This window comes from Nodosilinea sp. FACHB-141 (assembly GCF_014696135.1).
In the GTDB taxonomy this organism is placed as follows: domain Bacteria; phylum Cyanobacteriota; class Cyanobacteriia; order Phormidesmidales; family Phormidesmidaceae; genus Nodosilinea.
Window position 1 is genome coordinate 95,393 of the sequence record NZ_JACJPP010000015.1, and the last position, 18,397, is coordinate 113,789.

Annotated in this window: 14 protein-coding genes; 9 read left to right on the forward strand and 5 right to left on the reverse strand. The window is 59.2% G+C overall.

The window, feature by feature from the left end:
• Window positions 1–51: 51 nt before the first annotated feature.
• A complete protein-coding gene (locus H6F59_RS27370) occupies window positions 52–2,493 on the reverse strand; it encodes an IMS domain-containing protein (protein ID WP_190702474.1) in 2,442 nt (813 codons plus the stop codon).
• Between the two features lie 659 nt (window positions 2,494–3,152).
• Here H6F59_RS27370 and pdhA point away from each other — a divergent pair.
• The 7 genes from pdhA (at window position 3,153) to H6F59_RS16750 (ending at window position 11,947) form a co-directional block, all read left to right on the forward strand.
• Window positions 3,153–4,181: a pyruvate dehydrogenase (acetyl-transferring) E1 component subunit alpha gene (pdhA, locus tag H6F59_RS16720; protein WP_190702478.1), complete on the forward strand. Its 1,029-nt coding sequence runs from the start codon at window positions 3,153–3,155 to the stop codon at window positions 4,179–4,181.
• A gap of 200 nt (window positions 4,182–4,381) precedes the next feature.
• Window positions 4,382–5,365 carry an alpha-ketoacid dehydrogenase subunit beta gene (locus H6F59_RS16725; RefSeq protein WP_190702480.1) on the forward strand — a complete coding sequence of 328 codons (984 nt, stop codon included), beginning with the start codon at window positions 4,382–4,384 and terminating at the stop codon, window positions 5,363–5,365.
• A 133-nt stretch (window positions 5,366–5,498) separates the two neighbouring features.
• The gene (gene secD, locus H6F59_RS16730) at window positions 5,499–6,932 is read left to right on the forward strand and encodes a protein translocase subunit SecD (RefSeq protein ID WP_190702484.1); all 1,434 of its coding nucleotides are present in this window, start codon (window positions 5,499–5,501) and stop codon (window positions 6,930–6,932) included.
• 9 nt (window positions 6,933–6,941) lie between these two features.
• The gene (secF, locus tag H6F59_RS16735; protein ID WP_190702487.1) at window positions 6,942–7,913 is read left to right on the forward strand and encodes a protein translocase subunit SecF; all 972 of its coding nucleotides are present in this window, start codon (window positions 6,942–6,944) and stop codon (window positions 7,911–7,913) included.
• Between the two features lie 13 nt (window positions 7,914–7,926).
• Complete coding sequence (locus H6F59_RS16740) at window positions 7,927–8,298, forward strand: hypothetical protein (RefSeq protein WP_190702490.1); 372 nt, start codon at window positions 7,927–7,929, stop codon at window positions 8,296–8,298.
• 199 nt (window positions 8,299–8,497) lie between these two features.
• Entirely contained in the window at window positions 8,498–9,679 is a 1,182-nt protein-coding gene (sat, locus tag H6F59_RS16745; protein ID WP_190702493.1) for a sulfate adenylyltransferase, read from the forward strand.
• Window positions 9,680–9,697: 18 nt separating this feature from the next.
• On the forward strand, window positions 9,698–11,947 hold the full coding sequence (locus H6F59_RS16750) for a caspase family protein (protein ID WP_190702496.1): 2,250 nt from the start codon (window positions 9,698–9,700) through the stop codon (window positions 11,945–11,947).
• Here the strand turns inward: H6F59_RS16750 and H6F59_RS16755 are convergent.
• On the reverse strand, window positions 11,944–12,513 hold the full coding sequence (locus H6F59_RS16755) for a hypothetical protein (RefSeq protein ID WP_190702499.1): 570 nt from the start codon (window positions 12,511–12,513) through the stop codon (window positions 11,944–11,946). The genes H6F59_RS16750 and H6F59_RS16755 overlap by 4 nt on opposite strands.
• Before the next feature lie 99 nt (window positions 12,514–12,612).
• On the opposite strand from H6F59_RS16755, the gene H6F59_RS16760 reads away from it, so the two are divergent.
• Window positions 12,613–13,887 (forward strand): cyclic nucleotide-binding domain-containing protein, encoded by a 1,275-nt coding sequence (locus H6F59_RS16760; RefSeq protein WP_190702503.1) that lies wholly within the window; start codon window positions 12,613–12,615, stop codon window positions 13,885–13,887.
• A gap of 201 nt (window positions 13,888–14,088) precedes the next feature.
• Here H6F59_RS16760 and H6F59_RS16765 read toward each other — a convergent pair whose 3' ends face one another.
• The gene (locus H6F59_RS16765) at window positions 14,089–14,364 is read right to left on the reverse strand and encodes a hypothetical protein (RefSeq protein ID WP_190517567.1); all 276 of its coding nucleotides are present in this window, start codon (window positions 14,362–14,364) and stop codon (window positions 14,089–14,091) included.
• Between the two features lie 163 nt (window positions 14,365–14,527).
• Window positions 14,528–15,019, reverse strand: a complete 492-nt coding sequence (locus H6F59_RS16770) for a TIGR00725 family protein (RefSeq protein ID WP_190702506.1) — start codon at window positions 15,017–15,019, stop codon at window positions 14,528–14,530.
• A gap of 271 nt (window positions 15,020–15,290) precedes the next feature.
• Here H6F59_RS16770 and H6F59_RS16775 point away from each other — a divergent pair, with 271 nt between their 5' ends.
• Window positions 15,291–17,159 (forward strand): alpha/beta hydrolase, encoded by a 1,869-nt coding sequence (locus H6F59_RS16775; RefSeq protein WP_190702509.1) that lies wholly within the window; start codon window positions 15,291–15,293, stop codon window positions 17,157–17,159.
• 57 nt (window positions 17,160–17,216) lie between these two features.
• On the opposite strand, the gene H6F59_RS16780 is transcribed toward H6F59_RS16775, so the two are convergent.
• The gene (locus tag H6F59_RS16780; protein ID WP_199308750.1) at window positions 17,217–18,128 is read right to left on the reverse strand and encodes a pentapeptide repeat-containing protein; all 912 of its coding nucleotides are present in this window, start codon (window positions 18,126–18,128) and stop codon (window positions 17,217–17,219) included.
• Window positions 18,129–18,397: the final 269 nt, after the last annotated feature.

Consider the following 18,397-nt stretch of genomic DNA (forward strand, 5'->3'; position numbering starts at 1 on the left):
GGCGGTCAGGGCAATAACCGGTCTCTGAACAGAAAGCCCAGCTATTACCTACTAATTCACATCGGCTAACTTATTCATGCCCTTTATGTACCACTTGCCATCCTGGCGCACCAGGTCATACTGCATTCTCAGGGTGTCATTGTAGGCGGCGTCAGCGTTTTCAACGCCAAACTCAAACAGCTTCGCCTGTTCAGAAACTACAGCGATCGCCTGCAAACTGTCAGCGGTTGGGTCATCGGGGGTGACCGATTCAATCTCCACCTTGTGCTCGTATTCCCAATACCAGCTTTCGGCGGCGGCGGCATCGGCTCGGCGAGTCCACTGGGTAAGCACGGGCTCGAGCAGAATATCATCGAGGCGATCGCCCTGGTAGCTTTCGCCCAGTGCCCCCCGCTTAATCTCTAGCCATTCATTAATCACCCGACCGGCCATATCGTTGACGCCAATCTCGCTAGGGGCTGGCGGTGCTTCTGGAATTTCAAAGGCGGGTTGGTCAACGCGAATGGCTAGGGGTTTGCCCGAAATTCTAGGACCGCTAAAGATGCCAGTAACCCAGCCCAATGCCCGCATGGTGCCAAAACCCAAAATTCCAAGCCCCAAAACACCCGCCGCTGCAACTAGGGCCAACCGACCCCAGTGGGGTGCCCCGCGACTGCGCCGCCCAGGGGCAATGGCGGGCGGCAGAGTCTGCTCCCCATCTAGGGCAATTGATTCTGGCGTAGGTGCTGGCTTAGTCGGTGCCTCGCTCCCCGGTGTGGTCATTTTGCCCTCGGGTGACAGCTGAGCGACCCGCTCAGCCACTGAGAGATCGTCATCGTCGGCATAGCCGCTGCGAAACTCGGGGTCGGGCATGTTTTCCTCTGCCAATCTGAGCCGAGGCTCGGGCTGGCTCGGGCGACCATTGCCGTTGCGGACAGCCGGTCTAGGATAAGCACCATTGCCGTTGCTGACGGGGGCTGGCTCAGGTGGACGGCGACTGCTGCTGGGGGCCGGCTCAGGCGGACGGCGCCGGACGGTGGTGGCAGGGTTGGGCATGGTGGGGGCCCCAATGGGCAACGACCCCTCAATCGTTGGAAACTGAGCCGTTGGAAATTGGCCCGTCCCCGGGGTGGTGGTTAGGGAGGTCTGCTCAAACACCCCCTGGGAAGCAGCTGACTGGCGCGGTTCCGATCGCAGCTCTGCACCCGAACCCGTAGGCATAGTCTCCAGGTAAGCCTGCACCTGGGCATCGGCAAAGTAGTCCTTGAGGGTGGCCTCCTGGTCTTTGAAGTCGCGAAAGTGCGGGAACAGCTCGTCCTTGAGCCAGCGCTCGGCATAGAGACACAGCCCCGGCAGCAGGTCAGGCGACTGGCGCGAATGCTCCCGAATGTAGGCCAGGGGCTCATACTCCTGGCTCATCTCCAAGGCGCGGTTGGCCTCCTCGGTCTGGCCCAGCAGCAGGGCACACACCGCCTGCTCTAGGTGGACGTCTTGCTGAGCCCCTAGGCGCAGCAGCAGCTGCTTGGCGCGGCGCACCAGAGCGGGCTGGTGGCGGGCAAAGCCCCGAGCCAGCAGAGCATAGACGGTCAGGTAGGTGGCCACGGGCGACGGGCGGCGGGCCTCGTGCTCAAACAGCTCCTGCTGCTCGGAGGCAGTGAGATAGTCGCGCAGCTGCTGAATAAAGCGCAAAAAGTCGTCAATCGCTAGGCCCGAGAGGTCGTCCTCGGTGCCCTCAATGCCGCCCCGGTCTTCGAGCATAGTCTTGAGCAGCTTGAGCCCCTGACGGCGCTCGCGGGTCTGGTCGAGAGGGCGGGCCAGCAGCTCTAGCACCCGGTAGGGCCGCAGCTTGTACAGTTCGGCTTGAATCTCAGCCCGAATAGCGGGAAAGTGGTTGCCTCGGGCCAGCAGCTCGTGGCCCGTCTGCAGCGACTCGGCGGCAATTTCGTACTGACGCTGCTGCCACTGCTCGCGGCCTAGCTCAAGGCAGGCTAAAGCCAGGGTGAGCACCACGTCATCCTGGGCGGGCTCGGGGGTAGCTAAACCGCCGCTGGCGTAGGGGTTGACTAGCTGGGGCTGACCCAACTGAAGCACCTGCTCGTATTCCCCTAGCTCTAGCAACAGCAGGAGGGCCCCAACTAGCTGATCGCTCTCGATCTCAATTTTGGAGCTTTGGGCCTCGCTGCCGCCGGGCTCTGTGGCGAGCGACCTGAGCGCTGCTTCTCCCGCGTCGGCACTTACCTCTAGACCCGGCACACCCTCGGGCAGGGGCTCGGGGGCCATATCGACGGTGTAGGCGCTGGCGAGAAACTTGCTGTCGTAGTTGCGGCGGCGATCGCGGTCAGACAAGACTATGTAGGCTTCGTCGATGAGCTGCTTGCGGGCCTCAATGGCGGCGGTGGAGAATTCGCGCCGGGGCAGCTGCAAGCCGCGATCGCGATGGGCCTGTTTCAGCTGATCGGCGGTCGCCTGGATAGGCAACCCCAGAATTCGGTAGTAATCTAACGGAATTTGCACAGCTCACGTCCCCAACGGCGAATTCACTCGAAATAGTATCCGAAAAGATTTATTGCGGACTGTCTAAACCGCCGAACTTTTAACGCGCACCGCACCCTTAGGATCCATCTTTGCTCACAAGTCCTTGCTACGCATCCATGACCCTGAGACCTAGTTTCAACCGTCACTTTTCCTAGACCGTGCCACTCTGTGACCCAACGGCATTCTAGGAAATAGCTACACCCTATCGCGTTTGCCCCAAAATCAGGACAAAAGTGAAGTTTATAACACATCTTTGCCGCCACTGCCAGAGCGATCGCGACCCTTGACTAACCCAGCAATGTCTAAGCTCAATCTAGGTCAGCGAGATGCTTTAGCGCGATCGCAGGGCTAGCGCCCGGTTCAGTTAGGGTAAAGACCATTTACCTAGTAGGCGAGCACATTAAAGGTTGAATAAAGATCCTATTCCTAACTCCAGACGGCTTCACAGTGAGCAGCAGAGAGCAATCAGTGGGCACAACGGTCAGCATGATCTTAGCTTGATGGCCAAGTCGAGCACCATAGCCCAGCAGCCCGGTCGGTATGATGAAAGGCATATCCCAGCCGGCTCTCTGCCCAAGGGGGGATACTTTTCGGTATAGTCAAATGTTGGACATCGCGGCGTAGGACCCAGCAAACCCATGGTTCAAGAACGGACGTTACCCCAATTCCACGCTCCAGCAGCTCAGATCGCCCCCGAAGAGGGGCTGAGGCTCTACGAAGACATGATCCTGGGGCGCTTTTTTGAGGACAAGTGCGCCGAGATGTATTACCGGGGCAAGATGTTCGGCTTCGTGCACCTCTACAACGGTCAGGAAGCGGTCTCCAGCGGGGTGATCAAGTCGCTGCGGTCTGACGACTACGTGTGCAGCACCTACCGCGACCACGTCCACGCCCTCAGTGCCGGGGTGCCTGCCAAGAATGTCATGGCCGAGCTGTTTGGCAAAGAGACGGGTTGCAGCAAGGGGCGGGGCGGCTCGATGCACCTGTTTTCGAGCGAGCACAACATGCTGGGGGGCTTTGCCTTCATCGGGGAAGGTATTCCCGTGGCCTTGGGGGCGGCGTTTCAGTCGCGCTACCGCCGCGACGCTCTGGGCGACTCTAGCGCCGACCAGGTGACCGCCTGTTTCTTTGGTGATGGCACCAGCAACAACGGCCAGTTCTTTGAGTGCTTAAACATGGCTGCCCTCTGGAAGCTGCCGATTTTATTTGTGGTGGAAAACAACAAGTGGGCGATCGGCATGGCCCACGAGCGCGCCACCTCCCAGCCCGAGATTTATAAGAAGGCCGCAGTATTTGGCATGCCCGGCGTCGAAGTTGACGGCATGGATGTGATGGCCGTCCGCGCCGTAGCCCAGGAGGCCGTAGCGCGCGCCCGCGCTGGCGAAGGCCCTACCCTAATCGAAGCCCTCACCTACCGCTTTAGGGGCCACTCCCTGGCTGACCCCGATGAGCTGCGATCGAAGGCCGAAAAAGAAGCCTGGCTGGCCCGCGACCCAATCAAGCGGTTTGAGGGCTACCTGCTAGAGCAAAATCTGGCTGACGAGGGGACGCTGAAAGAAGTGCGCGATCGCATCCAGACTCGCATCGACGACGCCCTCACCTTTGCCGAAGAGAGCCCCGAGCCCAGGCCCGACGACCTCTATAAATATATCTTCGCCGAGGATTGATCGCCCTGGAACTGAGGTCGGCGCTCGAAATCCCGCCTATCCAGCGATGGGCAGTGCCCACCCTACGGTTCCTAAAAACGGTGTATGCGGTACGGCATTGGCATGGGGATCCCCTGAGGGAGTTAACCGCGAATGCACCCTACCCATCCACCCGCCCACCCATCCACTCACTCACCCCCTACCCTATTTAGACCAAAGCAATGGCAGAAACCCTCCTATTCAACGCCCTGCGCGAGGCCATCGACGAAGAGATGGGCCGCGACGACACCGTCTTTGTCCTGGGCGAAGATGTCGGTGTCTACGGCGGTTCCTATAAGGTCACCAAAGACCTTTACAACAAGTATGGCGAGCTGCGCGTGCTCGACACCCCGATCGCCGAAAACAGCTTCACCGGCATGGCTGTCGGTGCTGCCATGACCGGCCTGCGCCCGATTATCGAGGGCATGAACATGGGCTTCTTGCTGCTGGCCTTCAATCAAATCGCCAACAACGCCGGCATGCTGCGCTACACCTCAGGCGGCAACTATAAAATTCCCATGGTGATTCGCGGACCTGGCGGCGTGGGGCGGCAGCTGGGGGCCGAGCACTCCCAACGGCTCGAAGCCTACTTTCAGGCGGTGCCGGGGCTGAAGATCGTGGCCTGCTCGACCCCCTACAACGCCAAAGGGCTGCTCAAGGCCGCCATCCGCGATGACAACCCAGTGCTATTTTTTGAGCACGTGCTGCTCTACAACCTGAAAGAAGATCTGCCCAACCACGAGTACGTGGTGCCCCTAGACAAGGCCGAAATTGTCCGCCCCGGCAAGGATGTCACTATCCTCACCTACTCCCGCATGCGCCACCACGTCACCCAAGCAGTCAAGGGCCTAGAGAAAAAGGGCCTTGACCCGGAGGTGATTGACCTAATTTCCCTCAAGCCGCTAGATTTCGACACCATTGGTGCCTCAATCAAGAAGACCCACCGGGTCATTATTGTGGAAGAGTGCATGAAAACCGGCGGTATCGGTGCCGAAATCATTGCCTCCATTAATGATCGCTACTTTGACGAACTCGACGCCCCGGTGGTGCGCCTGTCCTCCCAAGACATCCCTACCCCTTACAACGGTAAGCTAGAGACACTGACCATTGTGCAGCCCAAACAAATCGAGGCCGCCGTCGAAAACATGGTCGCCCTCAAGGTTTAGGGAGCCGCTGTAGGGTGGGCTCCGCCACCTTCTCCTAATATTTAGTTAGGAACAGTCCTTCCCATCGCCGCGATCCCAGGGCACAGCCCATTCCAAGGGATCCCTATCCGCACCTACACCGCAGCAAACCGCAATGGCAAAATATCGAGCTTGGCTAGGGGTTATTTTGGTGCTCACCATCGCCTCCGTGGTGGTGATAACCCAGATACCCACCCGTTTGGGGTTAGACCTGCGGGGGGGCTCTCAGCTCACCATCCAGGTACAGCCCACCGCCGCCATTCCCACTATTACTGAGCGGGAGCTGGAGGCGGTGCAAACCGTGGTCGAAGGCCGAGTCAACGGCCTGGGCGTTTCGGAGGCGGTGGTGCAGCAGCTGGGCAACAACCAGCTGCTGGTGCAGCTGCCCGGCGTCAGCGACCCTCAGCAAGCAGAGCGAGTGCTGGGGGGTACGGCTCAACTAGAGTTTCGCGCTCAGCGGCCCGGTACTGACCAGCAGCTCCAGATCGAGAATCAGGTGCTGCAAGGTCACCTAGGCGAGCTGGCAGCGCTCCAGGCCACCCTGCCATCGAATGGGGAAATCAACAGCGATACCCAGGCCCGCATCGACAAACTCCAGGCCGATATTACGGCTAGCGAAAAGGCCGTGGCGGCTTTGTTTGAGCTCAGCACTCTAGGTGGAGACAAGCTGACCGATGCGATCGCCCGGCCCACCAGCGGCACCCTCTGGGAAGTGGTGATTCAGTTCAACAGCGAGGGCGGCAACGAGTTTGCTGAGGTCAGTAAGGCGATCGCCGGTACCGGCCGCACCATCGGCATCTTCCTCGACAACCGCCTGCTGAGCGCCCCCTCGGTGGCTGTGCAGTACGCCGAAACCGGCATTACCGGGGGTAGCGCCGTTATCTCTGGCAACTTTACCGCTGAGTCGGCCCGCGACCTAGAGATTCAGCTGCGCGGTGGTGCCCTGCCCCTACCCGTAGAGGTGGTTGAGAATCGCACCGTAGGTCCTACCCTAGGCCGCGACAGTATTCAGCGCAGCCTCTACGCCGGCATCGCTGGTTTAGGATTGGTGCTGGTGTTCATGGCGGTTTACTACCGTCTGCCCGGCATTCTGGCTGACATTGCTCTGATCATCTATGCCCTGCTCACCTGGGCGGCCTTCAACCTGCTGGGAGTCACCCTCACCCTACCGGGTATTGCCGGATTCATTCTTAGCATCGGCATGGCAGTAGATGCGAACGTGCTAATTTTTGAGCGCACCCGTGAAGAGCTACAGGCGGGCAAAACTCTCTATCGTTCGGTTGAATCGGGCTTCTACCGGGCCTTTTCCAGCATTTTAGACGGCAACGTCACCACCCTGATCTCCTGTCTGGCGCTGTTTTACTTTGGAGCCGGACTGGTCAAAGGGTTTGCCCTGACTCTGGCCATTGGCGTCATTATCAGCATGTTTACTGCCTTGACCTGTACCCGCACCCTAATGTTCTTAGCCATTAGCCTGCCGCAGTTCCGGCGACCCAGCCTATTTTGCCCCGGCTTAACCACTGCTCGCCCCGACACCGTTCGCCCTTAGGAGTGCCCCATGAAGCTCAACATTATTAAGCAGCGCGGTCTGTGGTGGGGAATTTCGATAGGGCTGGTGCTGGTCAGCCTCGTGGCCATGGCGATCTCGTGGCAGCAACTGGGTGCGCCCCTCAAGCCGGGCCTTGATTTCGCTGGTGGCACCCGGCTCCAGCTGACCCGGGCCTGCGTGACTACCGAAAGCTGTACCGAACCGCTAGAGCTAGCAGACGTTAGACAGGTATTGGGAGATCAGGGGCTCGACTCCAGCAGCCTTCAGCTTTTAGGGGAAGACCAGCAGGTGCTCTCGATTCGCACCCGCACCTTGACTGTAGATGAGCGTGCACCTTTGCAAAGCGCACTCGACGAGGCCATCGGCCCCTTTGACCCCGGTTCTACCCAGATTGATACTGTCGGACCGGTGGTGGGGAAACAGCTGTTGGTGGCAGGCCTACTCGCGCTGCTGGTTTCCTTTGCTGGAATTGTGGCTTACATGAGCCTGCGCTTTAAGCTCGACTATGCGCTGCTGGCGATTTTGGCTCTAGCTCACGACGTGATTATTACCGCTGGCGTGTTTGCCATCCTGGGGCTGGTGCTCGGCGTCGAGGTTGACAGTCTGTTCATCGTGTCGCTGCTCACCATTGTGGGCTTCTCGGTTAATGACACGGTGGTGATTTACGATCGCGTGCGGGAGAACATGAAGCTCAGCCCCGGCAGCCACATCAATGACATTGTCGACAGTGCCGTCAACCAAACCCTGGCCCGCTCGATCAATACCTCGCTGACCACGACGCTGCCGCTAGTGGCGATCGTGATCTTTGGCGGCCCCACCCTGAAATATTTTGCTCTGGCGTTGATTGTGGGTTTTGTGGCCGGGGCCTACTCCAGCATTTTTGTGGCCAGCTCGCTGCTGGCTCTGTGGCGAGAACGCACGGGCCAGGCCTACAGCGACGACCCTGGCCTGGCAGAAGCTCAGCCCGAAACCCAAAGCTAACGGATTTTTAGCCATGGGCACTCCTAGCTATCCTGCGCCTCTGGAGCGCCTGCGGGCCATCATGCTACGCCGCTGGTGGACGATTAGTGGACTGCTGTGGCTGACGGTAGCACCCCTCAGCCTGTGGAGCCTGAGCCCTGAAATTGCTCAGCTGCGCCAGTACTTTACCTGGTCAACGGTACGGTTGGGTTTGGCCTATAACCGTCCTGCCGCCCTAGGTCTGGGGCTGTGCGTAGGCCTTACCGTTGCTTTACTGGTGGCCGAGAGCCGCTATATTTTGTGGGGCATGACCAAAGACGAGCAGCAGCGACTTGAGAAACTGTGCGCTCGCATCGCCGCCCAGGGCCCATCTCACCCCCTCTGGAAGCAGATCAATCGCGATTAATGTGGTGGCGGGCTAGAGTTGGCCATCCCCAGAGACAGCTCAGCGCCTGGGTGACATTGGTACCAAGATGTAATTTCATAGAACAAGACAGCTAACCCCGTTTCCCCAGCGGAAAACCGGAGTTGCTTTGGTTAGCTAGGCCATGGCTTAGCTTCAAATCTTTCATGTTTCATCATCAGCAGAAGGTAGCGGTATCTCCATGACTCTAGAAAAAAACGGTATTGTCCCCCATGGCGGCACTCTGGTCGATCGCTTAGCGACGCCCGACCAAAGAACTGAGTTCTCAGACAAAGCCGATACCCTGCCTCAGGTGAGACTGGATGAGCGGGCCTTCTCTGATCTGGTAATGATTGCCATTGGCGGCTTTAGCCCTCTCAACGGCTTTATGAAAAAAGCTGACTACGACACCGTTGTTACCGACATGCGCCTGGCCAACGGCCTACCCTGGGCAATTCCGGTTACCCTGTCGGTGGATGAAGCCACCGCCGCCCCCCTGCAAGAGGGCAGTCTCGTGCGCCTGGATGACTCCACCGGCCGCTTTGTCGGCGTGCTGGAACTGGAAGAAAAATACACATACGATAAGGCCCACGAGGCGGTCAACGTCTACCGCACCGACGATGAGAAGCACCCTGGCGTTAAGGTGGTCTACGACCAGGGAGCGGTGAATTTAGCTGGCCCAGTGTGGTTGCTGGAGCGCGATCCCCATCCGCTGTTTCCCGCTTACCAGGTTGACCCGGCAGCCTCGCGGGCGCTGTTTCGCGATCGCAACTGGAAGACCGTCGTCGGCTTTCAGACCCGTAACCCGATCCACCGGGCCCACGAGTACATTCAAAAGTGCGCTCTAGAAACCGTTGACGGGCTGTTTTTGCACCCGCTGGTAGGGGCTACCAAATCCGACGATATTCCTGCCGATGTGCGCATGCGCTGTTACGAGATTATGGTGGAACACTACTTCCCCCAAGACCGCGTGATTCTTGCGATCAATCCCTCCGCAATGCGCTACGCTGGCCCTAGGGAAGCGATTTTCCACGCGCTGATCCGCAAAAACTATGGCTGCACCCACTTCATTGTGGGCCGCGACCACGCTGGAGTGGGCGATTACTACGGCACCTACGACGCTCAATACATCTTCGACGAGTTTGAGCCGACGGAGCTGGGCATCGTGCCTATGAAGTTTGAGCACGCCTTCTACTGCACCCGCACCGGGGGCATGGCCACCTCTAAAACTAGCCCCAGCACCAAGGACGAGCGGATTCACCTGTCGGGTACCAAGGTACGGGAGATGCTGCGCCGCGGCGAGCTGCCCCCCCCTGAGTTTTCTCGGCCCGAGGTGGCGGCGGAGCTGGCTAAGGCCATGCGGGTTCCCGAAGCCGTCAGCTAGTAGGATGCAATCAACTCGGTGACACTGAAACGACGGGCGTTTTTGCAGCAGGCAAGCTTGGCCCTAGGAGCGCTGGGAGTAGGCGGTACGGCTTGGCTAACAACCTATAGCCGCTACCAGGAAGCCCTGGCCAAGCCCGCCCGTCGTCGGCTGGCCCTGTTGATTGGTATCAATGCCTACCCCGATCGCGCCCTCGACCCCGACGTAGCCCAAGACATTGCTCTCAAGGGCTGCGTCACCGATGTGGAGCTCCAGCGGCAGTTGCTGGTGCATCGCTTTGGCTTTCAGTCAGCGGATGTGGTCACGGTGATCAATGAGGAGGCCACCCGTGCCAACATTTTGACTGCCATTGACGAACATCTGGTGCAGCAGGCCCAGGCCGACGATGTTGTGCTGCTGCACTTTAGCGGCTACGGCAGTCAGGTGCGAGTGGTTGGGGCCGAAGCCTCGAACGCGCTACAGGCCGCCTGGGTAACGGTGGACAGCCGCCTGCCCAGTGAAGCTAATCCTGTTTTAGGCGATCTGCTTGAGGCCGAAATTATTGCTCAGCTCAAGCCCCTGGCCACTGCCAACCTGACCACTGTCATCGATGCCGGCAGTCAGGATGCGGGCTATCTGCGTTGGGGAAATTCTCGAGTTAGATCCCGGCCGACAGTGCCTACGGGTATGGTGTCGTCGCCCACGGAAATATCTTCCCTGCCGCTAGACGCTCCCTGGCCAGGGCTAGTGCTACGGGCGGCCGACGTGGGGCGACTGGTATTAGAAAGCCATTGGGACGGGTTTAGCGCTGGGGTCTTCACCTACGCCCTTACCCAGAGTCTTTGGGAAACAGAACCTGACTCCACGGCTAAGGTCTTAATACAGCGCGCTGGTTCGCGACTCCAGCGTTGGGTAGGGGCTGATCAGCAGCCCGGTCTAAGCGATCGCCTACCGCCTTACACTGGCCCAACGACCTACAGCCTAACGCCCCAGCTGCCGCCAGCGGCAGGGGTACTTTTGTCGCGCAGCGATGAGCGGCCTTTGACCGCGTGGCTGGGAGGTGTGCCGCCCCAGGTGCTGCGTTACCTACAGCCCGGCTCTCGCCTGATGGCCGAAGCCGATGGGGCAGCTGTGCTCCTGCGGCTGGAGTCGCGCACGGGCTTAAAAGCCGTAGTCCGGCCTCTGGAGAGCGAGGTTTCTCCACCGGCGATCGCCCATCAGCCCCTGTTCGAGCAGGTGCGGCGACTGCCCCAGACCATCGATTTAATTGTGGCCCTCGACAGCCAGCTCAAGCGGGTGGAGCGAGTAGATGCTACTAGCGCCTTGTCGAGCATTCCCCTGGTGACCTCGGTGACCGCTGGTGAAAAGGCCGCTGATTGCCTATTTGGCCGGCTGCCCACTGGCCCAGCCCCCACCCTGACCGCTGCCCTGCCCAACGCTGGTGAGGCCTTGCCTAAGCTAGATAGTGATGCTCGGGGAGCCTCCCAGGGGGGAGAACACCCCGCAGAGAGCAGCTACGGACTGTTTGCCCCCAACCGCACCCTGCTGCCTGGCACCATGCTGGCCAAAGAAGAGGCAGTGAAAACAACGGTCAACCGGCTTACCCCCTACCTGCAAACCCTGCTGGCTCTTAAGCTAGTGCGATTGACCGAAAACCATGCGGCCTCCCAGGTGGGGGCGGCGGCGCTGTTAGAGGCGGTGCAGCCCAAGCCCATGCCGCTGCTGGTGCAGCTTACCGAGCGTAGCTCTGCTGTCACCTGGCCCCTAACCATTCGACAGGCCCAAAGGTCGGCGACCGATGACCCAATTATGCTGCCTCGCGATGGCCGTATCGGCTATCGCTTAGCTAACACCTCGACCGAAATCCTCCACCTGCTGTGGATTAGCTTTGACAGCCGGGGAGAATGCAACGCCTTGGTCACATTGCCTGATGCGATCGCCGCTGATGGAGCCGAAGTTCCGCCCGCTGCCATGCCCCTGTCACCGGGGCAGCTCATTTCTATCCCCGCCGATGGGGCTGGCTGGGCCATGCCGGGGGTGGCCACCTGGGTAGAAGCCTACGTCATTCTCAGCACCCAGCCCCTGGATCAGTGCCTAGCCGTGCTGGGAGACGATCCCCCATCGCTGGCTACAGGTTTTCGCCCGGTGCCCCAGCCCCTGCGGCTGGCCCAAGCGCTGCTGCAAGACCTCAGCACCAGCTCTGACGAGGAGAAAAAGCCTGATCCTGACTACTACGCTCTGCACCACGATCGCTGGGCAACCCTCAGCTTTCGCTACGCCATTGCCTAAGCAACGGGCAGCCTGGTAATTAGCAGCCCGATTGCCCCCCCCAGCCCTAGCCCTAGCAGGCAGGTCACCAGCAAAATCAGGCTGGTTCTGCTGCCTTTATTGCGCCGCAGCAGGCGATCGCCCAGGGCTGCCGTCGTTAGGCTGCACAGCACCGCCAACAGTACCGCCAGCAGACTGTAGAGCACTATTTCCAAAAATGCTCTGCCGAGGGTGAGTTCATCTAGGTTGTCGGTGCCCAGATGGTTGAGGGCGATCGAGAGCGCCACCGCTAGGGCTGTGCCCCCTACGATGCTGCCCAGCACCAACAGATTGGCCGTCAGCCACCGAAATCGTTTTAGCGCTTCGGGACCAGCTAAGGTTGTCCCCTGCACTACGGTGCCCCCGGCAGCCACCAGCCAGATCCAGGGGTTGGCCAGGGAGGTCAAAATTAGGCCAGCGACGGCGTAGAGCAGGCCGCACAGCAGCCACAATCCAAAAAAGGGGCGGCGGTTGGAGGGCCGTCTCGTCTGACGCTGACGCGGTTGACGATTAAAGGCGGAGCGACGGCGCTGGGTCGGTTGGTTCATAGCAGACAGACCATAGACCGGTTAAAATCCTAGGCTCTAGTTTGCCAGGAAGCGGAGCATTGTGCAGTAACCTGGTCATAATGCCCCGTCATTTCGTCAATGAGCGTTCCCATTGCTGCGCTAGTTCAAGGGTTGTTGGCTGCCTCTAGCTTGCTAGTAGGGGCCATTTTAGGGATTGCCTGGCGACCGGCGCGATCGATCACAGCGGCCATAATGGCCTTTGGCAGCGGCACGCTGCTCTCTGCGATCGCCTTCGACATTACCCTGCCCGCCTACCAGAGCAGCGGCTTCTTGCCGCTGGTGGCGGGTTTTGCCCTGGGCGGCACCCTGTTTTCCGTCATTGTGGGCTACATCGACAACCAGGGGGGCTTTATTCGCCACCCGTCGTCGTCGCGGCGGTTTCTCTACCACCACCGCCAGGATGAAGCCTCGGAGGTGCTCGATCGCATTGGCCACATCGAAGTGCTTCACAGTCTTTCCCCTGACGAAATGCAGGCAATTATTCCCCTGCTCAAGCCACTTCAGGTCGAGGCGGGGATGGTGCTATGCCAGGAGGGTGCTCCTGGCGACTCCATGTTTCTCATCGTGGAGGGGGATGCCGAGATCTATAAAGGCCCCCAGCGGTTGGCCGCCCTGGGCTCTGGGGAAATCTTTGGCGAGATGGCGCTGCTGACTGGAGAAGAGCGATCGGCCACGGTGGTGGCCAAAACACCTATGGAGCTCTACGAACTCGACAAGGCCGATTTCGACGCCATGCTCACCTATGCCCCTCAGCTCTCCAGCGGGCTGAGCCGCATTTTGGCTCGGCGGCTGCGCGAAACTACCCAGTCTACCGCTAAGCTTGCTCCGGTGGATGATGACCACTGGCGGCGGCAAGTGCTCGACAGCGTCGAGGTCGATATTCCTATTTCAGAGCAGCAGTTCAAGGAGCTGGCCCAAAGCTCGGCCCCCCTGGCCATTTTGGTGGGCACCATGATCGACAACATTCCCGAGGCGTTGGTGATTGGCTTTCACGTGGGCACAGGCCACACGGGAGCATCATTCTTAATGGCGGTGTTTATCTCCAACATTCCCGAGGCGATGTCGAGCTCCATTGGCATGCGCCAGGCGGGTACCTCGGCCCAACGCATTCTGGCGCTGTGGGGTGGTGCGGTGCTGCTCAGCGGATTAGTAGCTATGGTCGGCAGTCAGCTGGTGCCGGTGGCATCTGAATGGATGCTAGCTATGGCCAAGGCCACTGCCGGGGGTGCTATTCTCGCTATGGTCGCTAGCACCATGATGCCCGAAGCCTACGAGATGGGCGGCGGCTCGGTGACCTTCTCGACCATCGCCGGGTTTTTGGTCAGCTTTTGGTTGGCCTCCTCGGCGTTTTAGAGCTAGCCAATGGTTATCTAGAGCAAAAAAACTGAGCGAGTTATATAGTCCTGCACATCTCAACCGAGGGAATCCGACCCGTTGTAGCGGCCACCTTTGGTCTTAACCCTGGCTCACCGTTATTAGAACCAAGGATGAAGGCCTAGAGGTCCGCTAACGTCCTCAGAAAAATCCATTCTCCCCAGACTCGCCGTCGAATTGCTAGGCTTCGGGGGGTAGCTCTGGCGGAGGGGAGGCTTTGGCATCTAGCAAATTGGCCTTAGAGGTCTTTAGGTCTTTCCACAGGCGCTTGATTTCGTCATAGGCTTCGTCAGCCGACATTTTGCCACCGGTTTCAAGGTTGCACACCAAGGAAACCCGCTGGGCAAATTCTTGCAGGTTGGCGTTAAACGCTAGCTGCTGCGGCGTAAACTCACCCCAATACTTGCTGCGGGGGAAGAGAAAGTTTTCCTTGGGGGACGGTTGGTTGTCGGTCATGGCACCAGCGGGTGGAGGGCATAGCTCTTACCTTACATTAGATAAATTCTTGTCTCCTGGCTGTGATCACACCCCCAATGTGGTCTGCAACACCTACCGTTGGTTGCCTGTAACCGGGTTTGTCGAAAATCTTGGGCGCGTCAGTTAACCCTAGTTCACAAGATCAGGGTGCTAGCCACTGCTGGATTTGCTCTATGGCGACAGCAACGGTGTCGGCGATCGCCAACGGCCCGGTCGCTAAACTCTGCCACAGGGCGATCGCTCCGGGGGGCATTTCTATCAAAATGACAGGGCGCTGGGCCTTGAGGGCGAGGGCAATTTCAGAGGCGGTGCCGGGGCCGAGTCCGCAGGCCACTACTACCTGGCTCGACAGCACGTTGACGACATTGCGGGCATCCCCTAAGCCTGTCAGGATGGGAATGTCTACGGCAGCGGAGCGATCGGCCCCATTTGCGGAGGGCAAAATACTCACCGTGAGTCCGCCCGCTGCCTTGGCCCCTTGACAGGCAGCCTCCATGACACCCGCCTGACGGCCCCCGGTAAGCACTACCCAGCCAGCAGAAGCGATGGCATGTCCAAGGGCATAGGCTGTCTTTATCTGGGTCGGGGTCGCTGAGCTTCCCGGTCCCATAACACCAATAATGATGTAGGCCATTGAGCAACTAGTAGGGTTACGGTGGTGAACTGAGTTTCTCAGTTGGTTGGGCCCCTGAGCAGACAAGGGCGTTGGGCTGAACGACTGAGTGATCGCAAAAAAACTTGACGATGGATTCCCGCCAGCCAGGGGAGCTGTCGTTTAGATTAAGTTAACGATTAGAGAAAATTTGGGTACTGTACTCCTAGCTTAACTCTGTACCATTGCTCGACCCTGGTCCGCTAACCCCCTTGCGTTTAACCCTTTTGCCGTGCGATCTACAGTGTCTCGCTTGAGTCTTTTCTCCCCCCTCAGACGATGGGGCTGGGGCGCGGTTGCAGCTAGCGGACTGCTCGTAGGTGGGTTGGCGGTGGCCCCCTCGGCAGCGGCAGCAGATTCGGTGACGGTGCGTCTGGGGCGGCTATCTCAGACGGTGAGCCTTGATGAATTACAGGCGTTTGCCGCTACAGGTGAGGTCCCCCGATCGCTGCGGCTTTACCGGCCGCTGCTCAACGCCAGCATCCAGGAGGTGCTCCAGGGCGAAATCGCCCTAGAACCCGAGGTGAGCCAGGTAATTTTAGACGAGATTTTGCAGACCCCCGGCGGAGCGCGGCTGCTCGACACTTTGCGGGCGATCGCGCCCAATCTGGCTGCCGACGATCTGCGAGTCACCCTCGAACAGGTGGGTAAAGCGGAGTCTGGCCTTACCCTGCTGGGTATTTTGCGGGCCATGCCCCAAGACACCCTAGAGATTGACGTGGGCACCCTGCTCACCCTGGCCTCTCAGTTTCAGCTGGCGCAAATGGAGAGTAAGGCGCTCGGTCGAGTGCTGCGCAAAGACCCTGCGGCTGAGACAGCCGAACCTGCTCCGCTGCTGGAAACCGATCCCTTTGCCACGGGCTCCTCGGCGGTCGAGCGCTGGGAGCTGGTGTTGCGCGATCACAGTCGCGATCGCAGCATTCCCCTTGATATTTATTGGAGCAAAGACAGCCACGGCCCGCTGGTGGTGATCTCCCATGGGTTTGGGGCCGATCGCCGCTTCTTTGCCTACTTGGCCGAGCATTTAGCCTCCCATGGGCTTACGGTAGTATCTGTGGAGCACCCCGGCAGCAATGTTGCCGCCCTGCTGTCGTTGCCTCCCGACGACCTGCCTGAGGCCGCTGCCCAGAGCCGCATTTTACCGGCCACCGAGTTTCTTGACCGACCCCGCGATATCAGCTACGTGCTCGATCGCTTAGAAAGACTCAACACCTACTCCTACAGCCTGCGCGATCGCCTCAACACGGACGAGGTAGCTTTCATTGGCCATTCCCTTGGCGGCTATACGGGGTTGGCCCTAGCCGGGGCGGCGCTGGATCTGCGATCGCTTGAGGCCTACTGCCAAACCCTTAACCCAGTCAACGTCTCCCCCGCCGACTGGCTTCAGTGCGCCGCCCAAGACTTGCCCGTTAAATACGCTAACCTGCGCGATGATCGGATCACTCAGCTGATTGTGGCCAACCCCCTCACCGGAGTGCTGTTTGGCGAAACGGGACTGAGCCGAGTGCGGGTGCCTACCCTGGTTCTGGCCGGCACCCACGATACCGTCACGCCCATGGCCAGCCAACAGTTGCGCCCCTTCATGCAGCTACCTGCCGATAAGTATCTCGTTACCGTGGTGGGCGGGTCACATTTGAGCGTTGGCGATCCCAACAACCTCAACGCCGACTTGGGCCGCATTCCGTTTATGGCCGAGTTACCCGACGTCACCACCGCCCCTCTGCGCATTTTTCTCCAGGGGGTGAGCTTCAGCTTTGTCATGCAGCAGACTTCTGAGGCTGAAGCCTACGCTCCAGCTTTAGACCCCGCAGTGGCCCATGCGTTTTCAACGACTACGATGTCACTGCGCCTGAGTCAGACCGTGCCCGAGGGCCTAGCCGCTTGGCCTCGGCTGCGGCAGAGCGGGCTGCACCGTCAAGAAGGGTTAATCAGCTACCTGCCCTCTCTACTCCATCTCGAGGCTTTGGCAATCCAGGACCAGTTTCAGGCTCTACAGCGCCAAATGGTTGACTATTTGCGCCATACCCCCCCTTCTCTAACAGCAGTATATTGGCCCTTCTTGGGGCCACAGCTACCGATGCAGGCCAACCAGCCCGGCAGCAAACCGGCTACCTCCCAGTGACGGGCTACGTTTTAGCGACTCCAACAATTGAAGCTAGTAGGCTTGACCGAAAAAGCGTTATTCCTGGGAGCCCATGGTGTAACCGTCGGGCATGATGGTGCCGTGCACATCGGTACGCCGCAGGTTGGTGTAGTCAAGCTTGGCGTTGATCATGACCGCATCGGTGAGGTCAGCTCCGCTGAGATTTGACCAGCTCAAGCGGGTGCGATATAGGGTCGCCCCCCGCAGATTGGCCCCCCGCAGAGAACTCCAGCTCAGATTGGCCCCGCGCAAATTGGCATAGGACAAATTGACATTCACCAGGTTTGTGCTCGTTAACTTGGCTCGACTCATGTCGGCCTCCTGAAAATCAGCCCCCTCGAGGGTAGCTCCAGTGAACACCGCACCCACCAACACGGCTCCTCGCAGGACGGCTCGGTTCATCAGTGCACTGGTCATATTGGCGTGCTCCAGGTTAGCGCCTTCCATATCGGCCGCCAGCATTCTGCCCCGGCTGAGGCTAGCCTCGCTCAGCACGGCCTTGTGCAGCGTAGCGTGGTCGAGCACCGCTTCGTTGAGGTTGGTTTCGCGTAAAACTGCCTGGTTGAGATCGGCTCGCACCAGGTTAGCGCTTCGCATACCCGCCTCACTCAGGTCGGCTCCCACCAGGCGAGCATCGGCCATGTCAGCCCCAATTAAGTTGGCTAAAATCAGCGTAGCCTGATTAAAATTGACGTCGGTGAGCTTAGCCTCACGGAAGTTAGCCCCAACCAACGTGGCCCCAGCAAAGGTCGTATTTTGCAGATTAGACTGACGAAAATTGGCCCCGCTGAGGTTCTGTCGACTCAAGTCAGCGCCAATTAGCTGAATGCCGCGAAAGTCTCGTTCCCCCGCCGCGTAGCGCTCCAGTAGATCGGCGACAGTTATATCTGCCGGCAGGTTGGGGAGTTGAGAACTGAAGAACTGGGAACTGGAGGGGGGCGTTTCCAAAGGAAATCCTCAACGGCGACGATAATTGGGATTTGGGTTATAACTTCCAGCGTTTCAGGTCGCAGGAGCGAATGTCGGAGCAAAAAGAAGGTGTCCTCTACCCTAGGATAGATATTTTAGGATAGCCAGAAGCTCGCCCTTGGTAAACGGTTGTCTGAGCCAGGGCAGTTCTGATTCTTGCAACCTTAACAGTTCTCAATCTGCCCTGCTTAGGTAGGCCAAAAAAATCAGCCAATCTATCCAGGCTGTAGGTTTGGTGCCCAACCCTA